This window comes from Salmonella bongori NCTC 12419, assembly GCF_000252995.1.
In the GTDB taxonomy this organism is placed as follows: domain Bacteria; phylum Pseudomonadota; class Gammaproteobacteria; order Enterobacterales; family Enterobacteriaceae; genus Salmonella; species Salmonella bongori.
The window spans coordinates 2,542,060-2,559,538 of sequence record NC_015761.1; the positions used below are offsets into that span (position 1 = coordinate 2,542,060).

A 17,479-nucleotide genomic window follows, 5' to 3' on the forward strand; every position below is an offset into this window, starting at 1 on the left:
AAAATTCGCTTTTCCTCCGCAAATGCAGTGATGCATTTAGCGGATATTATGCCATCCTGTACTGCGATACGGTGATTAAGTTTACTCAGCCCGCGCTGTTGTATGAATAGCGTGGTGCAGTCTATATGCATGTTTTATGATTAAGAATATATTTATTATACAGATATCAAGAACCATTTTTTCCCGTTAGCGAACATGACGCATTAGCGCTAGCGTAACAGTAATATTCTTCTGATTTTTATAACAATTTATTTTCATTTGTTTTTCCTGAATATTACTGTGGAGTATGTGATGGCTATCAAAATTACGCCAGAGGAGTTTAGTCTGCTTATCCAGCGATTAAGCAAAAAGTGGCGCGTGTTTGCCCCATCCGCAGAGTTTCGCGGCGGACGTTTTTCCGATACTGACAACATTATTTATCAACAAATTCGCAGTTGGCGCGATCTCATCTGGCGAGAGAAATCACACATGTCGCCGAATACTATTATCGCCCCTATCACCGAAACGCTCTTTTATTTTGATAAAGACACAATTCAAATTGCCGGGACGGATACCTCCCCAATATTAATCTTTGCCCGCGCCTGCGATATTCACGCTATGTCGCGACTGGATTATATGTATTTATCAAATGGGAATAACTCCGATTACAGTTATCAACTATTACGGAAACAGATTCGTTTCATCCTTATTGAATGCGAAGAAAGCTTCGAAAATTGTTTCTGCGTCTCAATGGGCACTAATAAAACCGAGCGCTATAGCGCCGCAATGCGCTTTAGCGAGGAGGGCGCGCTTGTCAGCATTCGCGATCCTTTTGTTGAGGCGGCGATTCAAGGGCTGGGGCAGAATATCGACTATGCTCCCTCTTTTGTCAGCGAAAATCGGGAAACCGTCATCACACCGGACAGTGTTTGCCAGGATCCGCAAAAAATTCGCGACATTCTCACTCGCCACCCACTATGGGACGCTTACGACAGCCGTTGTATCAGCTGTGGACGCTGCACCACCGGATGCCCAACCTGCACCTGCTATAGCGTCTTTGACGTCGCCTATGATGAAAATCCGCAGCGCGGCGAACGTCGTCGCCAGTGGGCCAGTTGCATGGTGCCAGGTTTTAGCGATATGGCCGGCGGTCATGGCTTTCGCGAAAAACCCGGCGAACGTCTGCGCTACCGCGCCCTACATAAGGTCAATGACTACAAAGCGCGCAACGGCATTGAGCATATGTGCGTTGGCTGCGGGCGCTGTGACGATCGTTGTCCGCAATACATCAAGTTCTCTCTCATTATTAACAAAATGACCGCCGCCGTTCGCCAGGCGCTGGCTGAGGAGGCATAACGCATGTCACATTGTTCCTGTCATGATAAACCGCAGCACAGCTTGCTTCCTGCGGCGTACCGCATCCTCAGCATTACCCGCCACACGCCGCAGGAGTGGAACTTCCGTGTGGCGGTTGATTTTCCCGCGCACTGGGGGCAATTTGTTGAAATTTCGTTGCCGCGCGTCGGCGAAGCGCCAATCTCTGTTTCCGACTACGGCGATGGCTGGATAGATCTGTTGATTCGTAACGTCGGAAAAGTGACCGGCGCCCTCTTTACTCTGAAGGAAGGCGATAACGTGTGGCTGCGCGGCTGCTATGGCAACGGTTATCCGGTTGATACGTTACGTCATAAACCCTTACTGGTTGTCGCAGGCGGCACCGGCGTCGCGCCAGTGAAAGGATTGATGCGCTATTTCGTTGAGAATCCGCAGGAAATTGGTCAGTTGGATATGATTCTCGGCTATAAAAACCACGACGGCGTGCTGTACAAAGAAGAGATGGCAGCATGGCATGGCAAACATAATCTGGTGCTCACGCTGGATGAAGGTGAGGCCGATGACCGCTTCCAGATTGGTCGGGTGACCGATCGCCTTGCCGAAATGGCACTTAGCGATATCGACACGATGCAGGCTATCGTCGTTGGCCCACCGATAATGATCGCCTTTACCGTAAAAATGTTGCTGCAAAAAGGGCTGAAACCAGAGCACATCTGGGTGGACTACGAACGCCGGATGGCCTGCTCCGTCGGGAAGTGCGGCCACTGCCGTATGGGCGAGGTCTATGTCTGTACCGACGGCCCTGTATTTAACTATGCCGTCGCGCAACATTTTGCCGATTGAGGAGAAACATCATGAGCATTGATATTGATATCATTAAAGCCCGTGCGAAAAACGAATATCGCCTGTCAAAAGTACGTGGCGAAGCCATGATCAGCGTCCGTATTCCTGGCGGTATTTTACCTGCGCATTTGCTGACGGTAGCGCGTGATATCGCCGAAACCTGGGGTAATGGGCAAATCCACCTCACTACCCGCCAGAAACTGGCTATGCCGGGCATCCGGTACGAAGATATCGACAGTGTCAACGCCGCGCTGGAACCGTTTCTTCGCGAAATTGAAATGGAACTGTGCGACGTTCAGGTTGAGGATACCAAAGCGGGATACCTCGCTATTGGCGGGCGAAATATTGTCGCCTGCCAGGGGAACCGCATCTGCCAGAAAGCCAACACCGATACCACCGGCCTGGCGCGCCGTCTTGAAAAACTGGTCTATCCCAGCCCTTATCATCTCAAAACGGTAATCGTCGGCTGTCCGAATGACTGCGCAAAAGCATCAATGGCCGATCTGGGGATTATTGGCGTGGCGAAAATACGCTTCACGGCCGAGCGCTGTATCGGCTGCGGCGCCTGCGTGAAGGCCTGTAGCCACCATGCCGTCGGCTGTCTGGCGCTGAAAAATGGCAAAGCGGTCAAAGAAGAATCTGCCTGTATCGGCTGCGGCGAATGCGTGCTGGCCTGCCCGACGCTGGCCTGGCAGCGTAAACCGGACCAGCTCTGGCAGGTGCGTCTGGGCGGACGCACCAGTAAAAAAACGCCGCGCGTTGGCAAACTCTTTCTTAACTGGGTGACCGAAGAGGTCATAAGCCAGGTGATCGTTAACCTGTATGAGTTTGAAAAAGAGATGCTCGGCGGAAAACCAATCTATCTGCATATGGGGCACCTGATTGACAAAGGCGGTTATCTGCGTTTTAAAGAACGGGTACTACGCGATGTTCAGCTTAACCCGGAAGCGATGGTTGCCGAGCGAATTTACTGGGCCGAAGACGAATCCGTCGCGCGGATGCATCTTAAACCCGCCGGACACTAATCAACCGCGAAATGGCCGCAGCCCTGCCACCGGCTGCGGCACACTAAACCACATGACCAGGGCGGCGATGAGCAGTACGACTCCACCGGCCAACGCCAGCGTTGACCAGCCCACCTGCCGCCATAATGCAGGCGCATTGTTTCCGCTACATCTCACCACCAGGGAGCGAAAACTCTGTATCAGCAGCGCCAGCGAAGTAATCGTCAGTGAGGTTCCTGCCGCCATCGCCAATACCGAGGCCATTCCCCAGCTAAAAACACCAATAACTTTACTGAATAACAGCACCATTATCGCGCCAGAACAGGGACGCATCCCCATAGACAGCACAATCATCAGTCGCGCGCGCCAGTCATCGCTACTGTGTAACTGTTCCCGGGTCGGGAAGTGCTGATGTCCGCAGCCACATTTTTTATGGGGAACAGGGTACGGCGTGAAGGTGATAACCTCAGGTTTACGTAGCAACGTGCGTAATTTTTTTGCTGCCCGCCAGCACAACAAAGCACCCAGTACGCCGACCAGCGCATAGCTACCCTTCTCGAGCCAGAAGCCGCTCAGATGCAACTGCCTTGCCGGAAGTTGTAATACCGTCAATACAACCACCACCAGCACGATAGCCACCAGCCCCTGCAATAACGCGGCGGCCAGAGTTAACGCAATGCTGGATTTCAGCTTCGAAGGATGCGTTGCCAGCCAGGTCGCAATCACCACTTTGCCATGTCCTGGCCCCAGAGCATGAAGTACGCCATAAATGAAACTCAGCAGGAGCAGCGAACCGCCCGCCCGATCGGGATGCATCGCTACCACTTTAAGCAATGCGCTCAACTGTTGATGTACCTCCCGCTGCCAAAGGGCGCTTTTTATTATCACCTGCGGCCAGGCCTGCCAAATCCACAGACCGCCAACCAGTATTAGCAGCAGTAATAGCGCCAGTGGCCACAAAGATAGCCAGCGGCGCACCGGAGCCTGTTGAGAAAAAATTACTGACATTGCAGCGTCACCCTTTGTGCAAATTGTTTACCTAAATCCATATCCTCTGGCGGCGCGTCCTCTTTATCCAGCGACCGGGCGAAACGTAATGTCTCTTCGCCGGGCACAGGCGTATGGACCTGAATCCGACACCTTTCGCGCAGCGGCTCCGGCATGGTGACATCATTGTCCTGGTCATAATACATATCGACATAATAAGAAGGATCAAATGTTGAAAAGGTATAGGTTTGCCCGCTTAACGCCTGCGGTTCAGCCAGCGGCAGCGTAAAAGTCAATACTGCCTGATGCGCCTCGCGTGTCATGCCGTATTCCGTCGGACGATTTTTAAATTTCACCTTTTGTCCGTTATGCCACACTTCGGTGAAATAGTACTGCCCCAGTACGTTAGCCATTACCTCCGCCGCCAGTTTTTTCCATATTTCCGATCCCGGTGCAGCGTTTCCGGCGTCATACAGCAGATCCGCTGATGTCAACTCGTCCATTGTCCAGCGCATTTTTAACGCCACGAATTGCTGATTTTCACTGACCACCTGCGTTTGCAGACGGATAAAGCTGTGCGGATGCGCCACCGCAGCAGAAGATAAAACGGCGAGAAAAAGCGTTAAGGCGCTGCGTTTCACTGGCTTCATCTGATCCTCACGATAAAAATTCTGTGACGCTCCCCAGCATTCCTGGCCTAAAAGCACGCTTATAACATTTTTCACTCGCAAACTTTAGCTATCCTTACCAGACAAACTAACGGGGGACCTGACAGATGATGCCGACAATTGCCTCACCATCTGTGCTTTCCGCTCCCCAGCGCCGTTGCCAGGTATTGCTGACGCTTTTCCAGCCAGGGCAAATCGCCACGGTGGAAGGTTTCAGCGCGCTTAATGGCGTTGATGATGATATTGCCCGTGAGGATATCACTGAAATCAGTCTGGAGATCCAGCGCTATCATCGCCTTGCCATCACAACATGCCAGAACGGTTGCTACCGGATCGAAGGTACAGCACTCGATCAACGCCTTTGCCTTTTACACTGGCTCAGGCGTGGCCTGCGTTTATGTCCAACCTTTGTCACGCAACAGTTTACGCCGGCATTAAAAAATGCGCTCAGGCAGCGCGGTATTGCACGCCCGCTGTATGACGATATCAATCTGCACGCACTCATCAACCTTTGCGCCCGGCGGCTGCAAAAACCTTTTGAAAACCGCGATGTGCAGTTCCTGCGTCTCTTTTTACAATATTGTCTGCTACAACACCATGCGGGTATCACCCCGGCATTTACCCCTGCACAGCAGATCTGGGCCCAGTCGTGTGCGGAATATCCGCTCGCACAGGAGATTGGCCGTCACTGGCAGCGCCATGTGATGCAGGCCGCGCCGCTGAATGAAGCGCTGTTTATGGCGTTACTATTTTCAATGATTCGTATCCCGGATCCGATTCGCGACACACATCAACGGGCGCAAAAGTTGCGACTGGAGGTTGCGCGACTGGTACTGCGCTTTAAAGAAACAGGAAATGTACGCTTCAGCGATGAACAAGGGCTTAACGATCAGCTGTATGTCCATCTCGCCCAGGCGCTGAACCGAAGTTTATTCACCATTGGCATTGATAATACGCTACCGGAGGAGTTCAACCGGCTTTATCCGCGTCTGGTACGCACTACGCGTGAGGCGCTCGCCGGGTTTGAAGCCGAATACGGCGTCCGCTTTTCTGACGAAGAAACGGGACTGGTGGCGGTAATTTTTGGTGCCTGGCTGATGCAGGATAACGATCTGCATGAAAAACAAATCGTATTATTAGCGGATAAAAATGACGCGCTGGAAACCTATATTGAGCAGCAACTGCGTGAGCTGACCCTGTTGCCGCTCAATATTAAACGGGTATCAACCCGGGCGTTTCAAAAAGAGGGATGTCCGCGCGGCGTAGCGCTCATTGTCACACCTTACGCTACGCCGCTACCGCTCTTCTCACCGCCATTGATTCATGCGGACCACGCTCTCACGGCGCACCAGCAGCAACAGATCCGCAAGATCCTGGAGTCATGAGGCCGCAATCACTTTGGGTCGCAGGAAGATTGCCGGCAATGCCACCAGCGCCATAATCCAGAATACGCCGCTGCCCAGATGTTGGTACAGAAAACCGGCAAATACCGTCATGATAGCAATACTGCCGCCCATCGCCACAGCGGAATAGACGGCTTGCAAACGAATCACTTCACTTCCCTGACGCGCAGCGATATAACGCATGGCGGCCAGGTGGCACACGGTAAACGTGCCACAGTGCAGGATTTGTATCACAATCAGCCACGGTAGCGCCGTACTCCAGCCCATTAGCCCCCAACGTACCACGCCACAGACGGCGGAAAGCAGCAGTAAGTCGCGGGCGCTAAATCGGCGGAATAACTTTTTGCTCAGGGCGAAGATGATCACCTCCGCCACCACGCCCAGTGACCATAAATAGCCGACCGCCGACGCTGAATAGCCTGCCCCTTGCCAGTATATAGCGCTAAAACCGTAGTAGGCAGCGTGCGCCCCTTGCAGCAAACAAACACAGGCGAGAAAACGCCAGCTTTGTGTCACCAGCATACGCCAGGCGGGAAAGCCTGCGCTTTCCTGCTGACGAGTTTCCCCCTGGGGCGGTACGCTGGGACGTAACAGCATACCCAGCAACATTGAGGCGACGCCGAGAGACAACAGCGTCAGAATCGCCTGGTAATCAAACAGGCTAACCAGCTTACCGGTAAGGGCCGAACCAATCACGAAAGCAACAGACCCCCACAGCCGCACCCGGCCATAATCAAGGGTGATTTGCTTTTGCCAGGTATTGGCCAGCGCATCAGTCAGCGGTACCAGGGGTGAAAAAAAGAGGTTAAAACCGACCATCACCACCATGAGCCACGCGACATACGTTCCCGCCCAGAATGCCAGCGCAAACACCAGCGTCAGCAACGCCAGGACACGCAACGCGAAAATCAACCGTGAGGGATCGCTCACGCGGGGAGCAATGAGCAGGCTACCGAGAAAACGCGCGACCAGACCCACGCCCAGCAGAAGGCCAATGGTTTCCGGCGTTAGCCCAAGACCTTTGAGCCAGACGCTCCAGAATGGCAGAAAAATACCGTAACTAAAGAAGTAGGTGAAATAACTGAGCGCCAGCCAGCGCGTGGAATGCAATGCCATGATTCCCTCCCGTTTGGAGGCGATAGTCTGGCGATAAACGATTGCGCTGGCAAGAGTAACATAAGATTCACAAGCGGAGGGAGAAGTTCAAACGGCAACGCCGCCGGATAATGGCTTCCGGCGGTGTCACGTTATGGCGCATAAGTAATGCCCGACAGACGCAGCGCCATCGGGCCATTTTCACAACACAAGCGCTTACGCGTAAACCGGGAAGCGTGCGCAGATATCCAGCACTTTCGCTTTCACGCGTTCAATGGTGGCGTCATCATTGATGTTGTCCAGCACGTCGCACATCCAGCCAGCCAGCTCTTTCACTTCCGCTTCTTTGAAGCCGCGACGAGTGACCGCCGGAGAACCGATACGGATACCGGAGGTTACGAACGGGCTCTTCGGATCGTTGGGCACGCTGTTTTTGTTCACGGTGATATTGGCACGGCCCAGGGCGGCGTCGGCTTCTTTACCGGTCAGGTTTTTATCCACCAGGTCCAGCAGGAACAGGTGGTTTTCAGTGCCGCCAGACACCACTTTGTAGCCGCGGTTCAGGAACACTTCCACCATCGCTTTGGCGTTTTTCGCAACCTGCTGCTGGTAAACTTTGAATTCCGGCTCCATCGCTTCTTTCAGCGCCACCGCTTTACCGGCGATCACGTGCATCAGCGGGCCGCCCTGCGCGCTTGGGAAGACGGCGGAGTTCAGTTTTTTGTACAGTTCTTCGTCGCCGCCCTTCGCCAGAATCAGGCCGCCGCGCGGACCCGCCAGGGTTTTATGGGTGGTGGTAGTGACCACATGCGCATGGGGAACTGGGTTCGGGTAAACGCCTGCGGCAATCAGGCCCGCCACGTGCGCCATGTCGACAAACAGGTATGCGCCGATGCTGTCAGCGATTTCACGCATTTTTGCCCAGTCAACCACGCCGGAGTAGGCAGAGAAGCCACCGATAATCATCTTCGGCTTGTGCTCTTTGGCCAGCTTCGCCATCTCGTCATAGTCAATTTTACCGGACTCATCAATACCGTAAGGTACGATGTTGTACAGTTTACCGGAGAAGTTAACCGGGGAGCCGTGAGTCAGGTGGCCGCCCTGCGCCAAATTCATACCCAAAACGGTATCGCCCGGTTGCAGTAGCGCGGTATAGACCGCAAAGTTAGCCTGAGAGCCAGAATGCGGCTGGACGTTAGCATAGTCGGCGCCGAACAGTTCTTTTGCGCGATCGATAGCCAGTTGCTCAACGATATCCACATATTCGCAACCACCGTAGTAGCGCTTACCCGGATACCCTTCAGCGTATTTGTTGGTCAGCTGAGACCCCTGCGCCTGCATCACGCGCGGGCTGGTGTAGTTTTCGGAGGCGATCAGTTCAATGTGCTCTTCCTGACGTACTTTTTCCTGCTCCATAGCCTGCCACAATTCGGCATCATAATCGGCAATGTTCATTTCACGCTTTAACATCCGCATCTCCTGACTCAGCTAACAATAAAATTTGTGCCTGAAACGGCAGTCCGTGGGACTTCGGCCAACAGTATAACCGAATCATTCTTCGATAACAGGTCTTGACAAAGGTTTTTACGCAAACGTTTACCTACGCGCCAAATCAGACTTTCTTGATACAAAGCCTTGTGAATTTCAATGGATTTCTTTTCAGCTTTGTGATGCAGATTTTTCACGTTGTTACGTTCGCAACGTAAAGCTATGAAGAACCATTTACAATGCAAGGGTATTTTTATAAGATGTATTTGATATACATCATTAGATTTTCACATAAAGGAAGCACGTATGCTTGACGCACAAACCATCGCTACAGTAAAGGCTACCATTCCCCTGCTGGTTGAAACGGGGCCGAAGCTTACCGCCCACTTTTACGACCGCATGTTTACGCATAACCCAGAGCTCAAAGAAATCTTTAATATGAGCAACCAGCGTAACGGCGATCAGCGAGAAGCCCTGTTTAACGCCATCGCAGCCTATGCCAGCAATATCGAAAATTTACCGGCGCTGCTGCCAGCGGTAGAAAAAATCGCGCAGAAGCACACCAGTTTCCAGATTAAGCCAGAGCAGTACACTATCGTTGGGACGCATCTGCTGGCGACACTGGACGAAATGTTCAGCCCGGGTCAGGAAGTGCTGGACGCGTGGGGCAAGGCTTATGGCGTACTGGCTAATGTCTTTATCAACCGGGAAGCCGAGATTTATCACGAAAATGCCAGTAAAGAGGGTGGCTGGGAAGGCACGCGTCCGTTCCGCATCGTCGCGAAAACCCCACGCAGCGCATTGATTACCAGCTTTGAGTTTGAGCCGGTCGACGGCGGTACGGTGGCGGAATACCGTCCCGGGCAGTATCTGGGCGTCTGGCTGAAGCCGGAAGGTTTTGCGCATCAGGAGATCCGCCAATATTCACTGACCCGTAAACCGGATGGCAAAGGTTATCGTATTGCCGTGAAGCGCGAAGACGGCGGCCAGGTATCAAACTGGTTGCACAACCATGCCAGCGTTGGTGATGTGGTGCATCTGGCCGCGCCAGCAGGCGATTTCTTTATGGATGTCGTTACCGATACCCCCGTGTCACTGATTTCCGCAGGCGTCGGCCAGACGCCAATGCTGGCGATGCTTGATACGCTGGCGAAAGCGCGCCATACCGCGCAGGTGAACTGGTTCCACGCGGCGGAAAATGGTGACGTTCATGCGTTTGCTGACGAAGTGAGCGAACTGGGTCGCACCCTGCCGCGTTTCACCGCACATACCTGGTATCGCGAGCCGACCGAGGCCGATCGCGCTCAGGGGGGATTTGACAGCGAAGGTCTGATGGATTTCAGCAAACTGGAAACAGCCATCAGCGATCCGACAATGCAGTTCTATCTTTGTGGTCCGGTGGGTTTTATGCAGTTTGCCGCAAAACAGTTGGTATCCCTTGGCGTGAATAACGAAAACATTCATTACGAATGCTTCGGCCCGCATAAAGTACTGTAATCGCAAAAAATCATCTGTAAACACGGGCGTTGTCGCCATGGCGAACGCCCGTTTACCTCTCAGTCCTCCGGCTTAATTGCGCTGCTTTTTACGCCCTTCTTTTACAAAAAAGGAGAATAAAAAAAGTCTGTGCAAATCGTGTTATTATTAACGTTTGACTTAGCTCGTTAGGGCATCTTTTTATGCAGCAACCTGTTGTACGCATTGGAGAGTGGCTGGTTACACCTTCTGTTAATCAAATCAGTCGTCAGGGACGCCAGATTACCCTTGAACCACGACTGATCGATCTTCTGATGTATTTTGCGCACCATCCGGATGAAGTGTTGAGCCGGGATAACATTATTGATCATGTCTGGATGCGCACCATCGTGACCAACCATGTTGTCACCCAAAGCATTTCTGAACTGCGCAAATCGTTAAGAGACGGCGGAGACAGCAATGCAGAATACATCGTTACCGTACCCAAACGCGGCTACAAGCTAACGGCACCTGTCATCTGGTGCGAAGAAAATAGCGATGAAATCGATAATTCATCGACATCGCCGCCAGTCGTAGCAACGTATACAGAACCGACGGACGTTGTGCCTGCCGCGACGCCTGCACAGCCCGCACTTCCACAAGTGTCCGCTAAAAAGACGAAGAAGCCGCGTATCGCCGCCTTCTGGACATGGTTTATGTTTCTGCTCTCGCTGGCGACTCTGGTCGTGTTTATCGTCATGTCGGTCGTGGACCATAATGCCGCGGTAACCAAAACGCGGTTATTGCTTAACCCACGAGATATAGATGTTCGTTTTGAAGGCGGTAATTCCTGTAATAACTGGGTCTCGCAGGAGTCTTACGCCATCGGTCTGGGCGGCTTAATTACCGACCTGCTGAACACCTACTCGACCTTTATGGTGCATGATAAAACTAATTACCGGGTCAATGAGCCAAGCAGTTCCGGTAAGACGTTAACCATTCAGTTTGTCAATCAGCGCCACTACCGGGCACAACAATGCTTTATGTCTGTGGTGTTAATCGATAACGCCGATGGCTCAACCATGCTGGATAAGCGCTATTTCGTGACCAATACTAACCAGTTGTCCATCCAGGATGATCTGTTCAACAGCCTCTCTTTCGTTTTAACCCAGCCCTGGCCTGATCGTATGCGGGAACAACTGGCCCTGTTCAGAACACCGCAGAATACTGCGCTAATGCATTTCTATGAAGCGCGTCAGCTTATCCTGAGTGGAGATGCACAGGCGCTAGGTAAAGCCAGCGATATTCTGAATGGCATTATTAAGGAAACGCCTGATTTCAACTATGCCTATGAATATAAAGTGCTGGTAGATGTATTACGGCAATCGCAACAGCCGTTTGATAAAGAGCAAGTGGCTGCGCTGAACGAAGAGTTTAAAAAAATAGATCAAATTCCTGGTGTGGAGAAAACGTCCGTTTATTATAAGATCAAGACCGTCGATCTGTTAGGCAAAGGTGATATTGATGCCGCGTATGAGGAAATTAATAAAAGTATTGAGCTTGAAATGTCATGGTTTAACTATGTCCTGTTAGGCAAAGTTTATGAGATGAAAGGTGAGAATCGTCTGGCGGCAGATGCCTATCTGACAGCATTTAATTTGCGCCCCGGAGAAAACACTCTGTACTGGATTGAGAATGGTGTATTTCAGACATCTGTTCAGAAAATCGTACCTTACCTGAATAGTTTTTTGGCTGAAGATTAACTTCGATGCTGAAACATGACAAATAAAAGCGAAAATATATTAAAATTTTCGCTTTTAAATTGTAAATCACATGTTGCCAAAAATAGATTATGTTAACTTTGGCAACATGCTAAACGCAAAGAATCGTAAATATAACCCTTTGTAATTAAAGAATGTTTATACTTTCATGATATTTTCCATGATATTTATATGTTAATTCGAAAATATCAATCTATCAATTTTCCGGTGTTTGTTTTTATTTCACTTTTTCTTTAGGACTTATCTCACTCAATTCATTAATCTTATCGACAGTTGAACGGGCACGCAGCATATATGAAGCATAAGCCCGGTTCTTAAAAATACAGCTCAGGAGAAATGAACATGAGTTCTGTCAAAAAGATCGGGCTATTTGCCTGTACTGGCGTCGTTGCCGGTAATATGATGGGGAGCGGGATTGCATTATTACCTGCCAACCTTGCCAGTATTGGTGGCATTGCCATCTGGGGCTGGGTAATTTCTATTATTGGGGCAATGTCGCTGGCTTATGTCTATGCGAGGCTGGCGACCAAAAACCCTCAGCAGGGTGGACCTATCGCCTATGCCGGGGAAATATCTCCGGCGTTTGGTTTCCAGACCGGGGTGCTTTATTATCATGCAAACTGGATTGGTAATTTAGCCATCGGTATTACCGCCGTTTCTTATCTTTCTACATTCTTCCCGGCATTAAATAATCCAATACCGGCAGGTATTGCCTGTATTGCCATCGTGTGGCTGTTTACCTTTATTAATATGCTGGGTGGAGCATGGGTCAGCCGCTTGACGACTATTGGTCTGTTCCTGGTTTTGATCCCGGTAGTATTGACCGCCGTGGCCGGCTGGCATTGGTTTGATATTGCCACCTACCACGCGAACTGGAATACCTCTACGACGACCGATTCTCACGCCATTGTCAAAAGTATTCTGCTCTGCCTGTGGGCGTTCGTTGGCGTTGAATCTGCTGCCGTCAGCACTGGCATGGTAAAAAACCCGAAACGTACCGTACCGCTGGCAACCATGCTGGGTACCGCACTGGCAGGCATCATTTATATCGCCGCAACTCAGGTTATCGCCGGGATGTTCCCTGCATCCGTTATGGCCTCTTCCGGCGCGCCGTTTGCTATCAGTACCTCCACTATTTTGGGTAACTGGGCCGCGCCGCTGGTTTCCGCCTTTACCGCTTTCGCCTGCCTGACGTCTCTGGGCTCGTGGATGATGCTGGTAGGCCAGGCTGGGGTTCGTGCCGCCAATGACGGTAACTTCCCGAAAATTTATGGCGAAATGGATAAAAACGGTATTCCGAAAAAAGGTCTGCTGTTAGCTGCGGTGAAAATGACTGCGCTGATGATTCTGATCACTATCATGAACTCCAGCGGCGGTAAAGCGTCCGACCTGTTCGGTGAACTGACCGGGATCGCCGTACTGCTTACCATGTTACCGTACTTCTACTCTTGTGTTGACCTGATTCGCTTCGAAGGGTTCAACATCCGTAACTCAGTAAGCCTGATCTGTTCTGTGCTGGGCTGCGCGTTTTGTTTCATCGCGCTGATGGGAGCAAGCTCTTTCGAACTCTCCGGCACCTTTATCGTCAGTCTGATCATCCTGATGTTCTATGGCCGCAAAATGCACCAGCGCCAGAACAACGACAGCGAAAACAATACGGCTGAAGCGCTTTAATCGCTAACTCCTTTTTCTTAAAGCCCCTTTCGTCACCTGCTATAGCGTAGCGGGAGGGGCCCACTTTACCAGGAACAAGACTATGAACGTTATTGCTATCATGAACCACATGGGCGTCTACTTTAAAGAAGAGCCTATTCGTGAACTGCATCGTGCACTGGAAGGTTTAAATTTCCGTATCGTCTATCCAAACGACCGGGAAGACCTGCTGAAGCTGATTGAAAATAACTCTCGCCTTTGCGGCGTCATTTTCGACTGGGACAAATATAACCTTGAGCTTTGCGAAGAGATTAGCAAGCTGAACGAATATATGCCGCTGTACGCCTTTGCCAACAGCTACTCTACTCTGGACGTCAGCCTCAACGATCTGAGAATGCAGGTTCGCTTCTTTGAATATGCTTTAGGCGCCGCGGCTGATATCGCAGCGAAAATTCGCCAGAATACCGATGAGTATATCGACAACATTCTGCCTCCTCTGACAAAAGCCCTGTTTAAATATGTACGTGAAGGAAAATACACCTTCTGTACGCCAGGCCACATGGGCGGGACCGCTTTCCAGAAAAGCCCGGTCGGCAGCATCTTTTATGATTTCTTCGGCCCGAACACGATGAAATCTGATATTTCGATTTCCGTTTCCGAACTCGGTTCGCTGCTGGACCACTCTGGCCCACATAAAGAAGCGGAAGAGTATATCGCTCGCGTCTTTAATGCCGAACGTAGCTATATGGTCACTAACGGCACCTCTACGGCGAACAAAATCGTTGGTATGTACTCCGCGCCGGCAGGCAGCACAGTGCTGATTGACCGTAACTGCCATAAATCGCTGACGCATCTGATGATGATGAGCGACATTACGCCGATTTATTTCCGCCCAACCCGTAATGCTTACGGTATTCTTGGCGGTATTCCACAAAGCGAGTTCCAGCACGCCACTATCGCTAAACGGGTCAAAGAGACGCCAAACGCAACCTGGCCAGTCCATGCTGTTATTACTAACTCAACCTATGACGGTCTGTTATATAACACTGATTACATCAAGAAAACGCTGGATGTGAAGTCCATTCATTTTGACTCCGCCTGGGTGCCTTACACCAATTTCTCCCCTATTTATCAGGGTAAATGCGGTATGAGCGGCGACCGTGTAGAAGGCAAAATCATTTATGAAACCCAGTCAACGCATAAACTGCTGGCGGCGTTTTCACAGGCATCCATGATTCATGTTAAAGGTGACATCAACGAAGAAACCTTTAACGAAGCCTACATGATGCATACCACGACCTCTCCGCACTACGGTATTGTAGCCTCGACGGAAACCGCAGCGGCGATGATGAAAGGCAATGCCGGTAAGCGTCTGATTAATGGTTCTATCGAACGTGCGATTAAGTTCCGTAAAGAAATTAAACGCCTGAAAAGCGAATCCGACGGCTGGTTCTTTGACGTATGGCAGCCGGAACATATCGATGGGGCTGAATGTTGGCCGCTGCGTTCAGACAGCGCATGGCACGGCTTCAAAAATATCGATAACGAACACATGTACCTCGACCCGATCAAAGTCACTATCCTGACCCCGGGGATGAAAAAAGACGGTACGATGGATGAATTCGGTATTCCGGCAAGTCTGGTCGCCAAATACCTTGATGAACGCGGCATCATCGTAGAAAAAACCGGCCCGTACAATCTGTTGTTCCTGTTCAGCATTGGTATCGATAAAACTAAAGCATTGAGCCTGCTGCGCGCGCTCACTGAATTTAAACGCGCCTTTGACCTGAACCTGCGCGTCAAAAACATTCTGCCGGCACTGTACCGCGAAGCGCCTGAGTTCTATGAAAATATGCGAATCCAGGAACTGGCGCAGAATATTCATAAACTGGTCGAACACCATAATCTGCCGGACTTAATGTACCGTGCGTTTGAAGTACTGCCGACAATGGTGATGACGCCGTATACCGCGTTCCAGAAAGAGCTGCATGGCGAAACGGAAGAGGTTTACCTTGAAGAGATGGTTGGACGCGTCAACGCCAACATGATCCTTCCTTACCCGCCGGGAGTACCGCTGGTGATGCCTGGTGAAATGATCACCGAGGAAAGCCGTCCGGTACTGGAATTCCTGCAAATGCTGTGCGAAATCGGCGCTCACTATCCGGGCTTCGAAACCGATATCCATGGCGCTTATCGTCAGGCGAACGGACGTTACACCGTTAAGGTGCTGAAAGAAAATACGAAATAAGCACCAAAGGGAAGTGGCTTGCCACTTCCCTTTTTTCACGCTGCAAGGAGACTTTATGAAAACACCCTCACAACCGCGCGCGATTTTTTATATCGTGGCGATTCAAATTTGGGAATACTTCAGCTTTTACGGCATGCGTGCCTTACTCATTCTTTATCTCACCCACCAGCTTGGTTTTAACGACAGTCACGCGATCAACCTCTTCAGTGCTTACGCATCCTTAGTTTACGTTACCCCTATTCTCGGCGGCTGGATTGCCGACCGCCTGCTTGGCAACCGCGTGGCGGTTATCACCGGCGCTTTATTAATGACGCTGGGTCACGTGGTATTAGGCTTAGAATCTGATTCAACCCTGAGTTTATATGCGGCGCTGGCCATTATTATCTGTGGCTACGGCTTATTTAAATCCAATATTAGCTGTCTGCTGGGCGAACTTTACGCACCTGATGACAACCGCCGCGACGGGGGATTCTCGCTGCTCTACGCCGCCGGGAATATTGGATCGATAGCCGCACCGATCGCCTGTGGTCTGGCGGCGCAGTGGTACGGCTGGCACGTTGGCTTTGCGCTGGCGGGCGTGGGGATGTTCATCGGCCTGCTCATCTTTTTAAGCGGTCATCGCCACTTTCAGCAGACGCGCGGCGTTAACCGCCCGGCGCTGCGGGCGGTTAAATTCGTCCTTCCAACCTGGGGTTGGCTGGTATTAATGCTGTGCATCGCGCCGGTGTTCTTCACACTTCTGCTGGAAAATAACTGGTCTGGCTATGTGCTGGCCATCGTCTGCGTCTTCGCGGCGCAACTCATCGCCCGTATTATGGTTAAATTTCCCGAACACCGTCGCGCCTTGTGGCAAATCGTTCTGTTAATGATCACCGGCACGCTCTTCTGGGTTCTGGCGCAGCAGGGCGGAAGTTCAATAAGCCTATTTATCGACCGTTTTGTTAACCGTCACTGGTTACACATGACCGTTCCCACTGCCCTGTTTCAGTCGGTCAATGCGATTGCGGTGATGGCGGCAGGCGTGATGCTGGCGTGGCTGAGCAGCCCGAAAGAGAGTGCCCGCCCGGTACTGCTCGTCTGGCTTAAATTTGCTGTTGGGCTGCTGTTAATGGGCGGGGGCTTTATGCTGCTGGCGCTAAACGCGCATCAGGCCCGGTTAGACGGGCAGGCATCAATGGGAATGATGATCGCAGGGCTGGCGCTGATGGGCTTTGCGGAGCTGTTTATTGATCCGGTCGCGATGGCGCAAATTACCCGCCTCAACCTGCCTGGCGTCACGGGCGTACTGACCGGTATTTATATGCTGGCCACCGGCGCGGTTGCTAACTGGCTGGCTGGCGTCGTCGCGCAACAAACAACAGAGTCACAAATTAGCGATACGGCAGTTGCCGCTTACGGACACTTTTTCTCGCAAATGGGAGAGTGGACGCTGAGTTGCGTGGCGCTGATTATAGCCGTTGTCGGCCTGAGATGGCTGTGTAATCGTACTACTGCACCAGCGCTACCGCAGGCGCGTCGCGATTAAGCGGTTGAACGCTGC

At 51.4% G+C, this 17,479-nt stretch carries 13 protein-coding genes; 9 read left to right on the top strand and 4 right to left on the bottom strand.

Annotated elements, in window-relative coordinates:
- The first annotated feature begins 291 nt into the window (after nt 1-291).
- The 3 genes from asrA to asrC are packed head-to-tail and all read left to right on the top strand — an operon-like array spanning nt 292 to nt 3,182.
- On the top strand, nt 292-1,335 hold the full coding sequence (gene asrA, locus SBG_RS11950; RefSeq protein WP_000985222.1) for an anaerobic sulfite reductase subunit AsrA: 1,044 nt from the start codon (nt 292-294) through the stop codon (nt 1,333-1,335).
- A 3-nt stretch (nt 1,336-1,338) separates the two neighbouring features.
- Nucleotides 1,339-2,157 (top strand): anaerobic sulfite reductase subunit AsrB, encoded by an 819-nt coding sequence (gene asrB, locus SBG_RS11955; protein WP_000017591.1) that lies wholly within the window; start codon nt 1,339-1,341, stop codon nt 2,155-2,157.
- 11 nt (nt 2,158-2,168) lie between these two features.
- Nucleotides 2,169-3,182, top strand: a complete 1,014-nt coding sequence (asrC, locus tag SBG_RS11960; protein WP_000020691.1) for a sulfite reductase subunit C — start codon at nt 2,169-2,171, stop codon at nt 3,180-3,182.
- Here asrC and SBG_RS11965 read toward each other — a convergent pair whose 3' ends face one another.
- Nucleotides 3,183-4,169: a nickel/cobalt transporter gene (locus SBG_RS11965; protein ID WP_000111001.1), complete on the bottom strand. Its 987-nt coding sequence runs from the start codon at nt 4,167-4,169 to the stop codon at nt 3,183-3,185. It abuts the gene before it with no gap.
- On the bottom strand, nt 4,160-4,798 hold the full coding sequence (locus SBG_RS11970) for a DUF1007 family protein (protein WP_015702967.1): 639 nt from the start codon (nt 4,796-4,798) through the stop codon (nt 4,160-4,162). The genes SBG_RS11965 and SBG_RS11970 overlap by 10 nt, the downstream gene beginning before the upstream one ends.
- A gap of 125 nt (nt 4,799-4,923) precedes the next feature.
- Here SBG_RS11970 and csiE point away from each other — a divergent pair, with 125 nt between their 5' ends.
- Nucleotides 4,924-6,201, top strand: coding sequence for a stationary phase inducible protein CsiE (gene csiE / locus SBG_RS11975; RefSeq protein ID WP_000982973.1), 1,278 nt, complete (start codon nt 4,924-4,926; stop codon nt 6,199-6,201).
- On the opposite strand, the gene SBG_RS11980 is transcribed toward csiE, so the two are convergent.
- Both SBG_RS11980 and glyA read right to left on the bottom strand, forming a co-directional pair.
- Complete coding sequence (locus tag SBG_RS11980) at nt 6,196-7,335, bottom strand: 3-phenylpropionate MFS transporter (protein ID WP_001173722.1); 1,140 nt, start codon at nt 7,333-7,335, stop codon at nt 6,196-6,198. The two genes, csiE and SBG_RS11980, sit on opposite strands and share 6 nt — an antisense overlap.
- Before the next feature lie 195 nt (nt 7,336-7,530).
- Complete coding sequence (gene glyA, locus SBG_RS11985) at nt 7,531-8,784, bottom strand: serine hydroxymethyltransferase (protein WP_000919172.1); 1,254 nt, start codon at nt 8,782-8,784, stop codon at nt 7,531-7,533.
- Between the two features lie 324 nt (nt 8,785-9,108).
- Between glyA and hmpA the strand changes: the two genes are divergently transcribed.
- From hmpA to SBG_RS12010, 5 genes are all read left to right on the top strand, one after another.
- On the top strand, nt 9,109-10,299 hold the full coding sequence (hmpA, locus tag SBG_RS11990; RefSeq protein ID WP_000883160.1) for an NO-inducible flavohemoprotein: 1,191 nt from the start codon (nt 9,109-9,111) through the stop codon (nt 10,297-10,299).
- A 182-nt stretch (nt 10,300-10,481) separates the two neighbouring features.
- Nucleotides 10,482-12,020 carry a lysine decarboxylation/transport transcriptional activator CadC gene (gene cadC, locus SBG_RS11995; RefSeq protein WP_001187158.1) on the top strand — a complete coding sequence of 513 codons (1,539 nt, stop codon included), beginning with the start codon at nt 10,482-10,484 and terminating at the stop codon, nt 12,018-12,020.
- 360 nt (nt 12,021-12,380) lie between these two features.
- Complete coding sequence (gene cadB / locus SBG_RS12000) at nt 12,381-13,712, top strand: cadaverine/lysine antiporter (RefSeq protein WP_000100011.1); 1,332 nt, start codon at nt 12,381-12,383, stop codon at nt 13,710-13,712.
- A gap of 82 nt (nt 13,713-13,794) precedes the next feature.
- Nucleotides 13,795-15,939: a lysine decarboxylase CadA gene (gene cadA / locus SBG_RS12005; RefSeq protein WP_001100654.1), complete on the top strand. Its 2,145-nt coding sequence runs from the start codon at nt 13,795-13,797 to the stop codon at nt 15,937-15,939.
- 55 nt (nt 15,940-15,994) lie between these two features.
- Nucleotides 15,995-17,464, top strand: coding sequence for a POT-type proton-dependent oligopeptide transporter (locus SBG_RS12010; RefSeq protein ID WP_000856787.1), 1,470 nt, complete (start codon nt 15,995-15,997; stop codon nt 17,462-17,464).
- The last annotated feature ends 15 nt before the right edge of the window (nt 17,465-17,479 follow it).

Bases quoted from the DNA above. Each gene is read 5' to 3' on its own strand.
- asrA (WP_000985222.1), top strand. From the start codon at position 292: ATGGCTATCAAAATTACGCCAGAGGAGTTTAGTCTGCTTATCCAGCGA.
- asrB (WP_000017591.1), top strand. From the start codon at position 1,339: ATGTCACATTGTTCCTGTCATGATAAACCGCAGCACAGCTTGCTTCCT.
- asrC (WP_000020691.1), top strand. From the start codon at position 2,169: ATGAGCATTGATATTGATATCATTAAAGCCCGTGCGAAAAACGAATAT.
- SBG_RS11965 (WP_000111001.1), bottom strand. From the start codon at position 4,169: ATGTCAGTAATTTTTTCTCAACAGGCTCCGGTGCGCCGCTGGCTATCT.
- SBG_RS11970 (WP_015702967.1), bottom strand. From the start codon at position 4,798: ATGAAGCCAGTGAAACGCAGCGCCTTAACGCTTTTTCTCGCCGTTTTA.
- csiE (WP_000982973.1), top strand. From the start codon at position 4,924: ATGATGCCGACAATTGCCTCACCATCTGTGCTTTCCGCTCCCCAGCGC.
- SBG_RS11980 (WP_001173722.1), bottom strand. From the start codon at position 7,335: ATGGCATTGCATTCCACGCGCTGGCTGGCGCTCAGTTATTTCACCTAC.
- glyA (WP_000919172.1), bottom strand. From the start codon at position 8,784: ATGTTAAAGCGTGAAATGAACATTGCCGATTATGATGCCGAATTGTGG.
- hmpA (WP_000883160.1), top strand. From the start codon at position 9,109: ATGCTTGACGCACAAACCATCGCTACAGTAAAGGCTACCATTCCCCTG.
- cadC (WP_001187158.1), top strand. From the start codon at position 10,482: ATGCAGCAACCTGTTGTACGCATTGGAGAGTGGCTGGTTACACCTTCT.
- cadB (WP_000100011.1), top strand. From the start codon at position 12,381: ATGAGTTCTGTCAAAAAGATCGGGCTATTTGCCTGTACTGGCGTCGTT.
- cadA (WP_001100654.1), top strand. From the start codon at position 13,795: ATGAACGTTATTGCTATCATGAACCACATGGGCGTCTACTTTAAAGAA.
- SBG_RS12010 (WP_000856787.1), top strand. From the start codon at position 15,995: ATGAAAACACCCTCACAACCGCGCGCGATTTTTTATATCGTGGCGATT.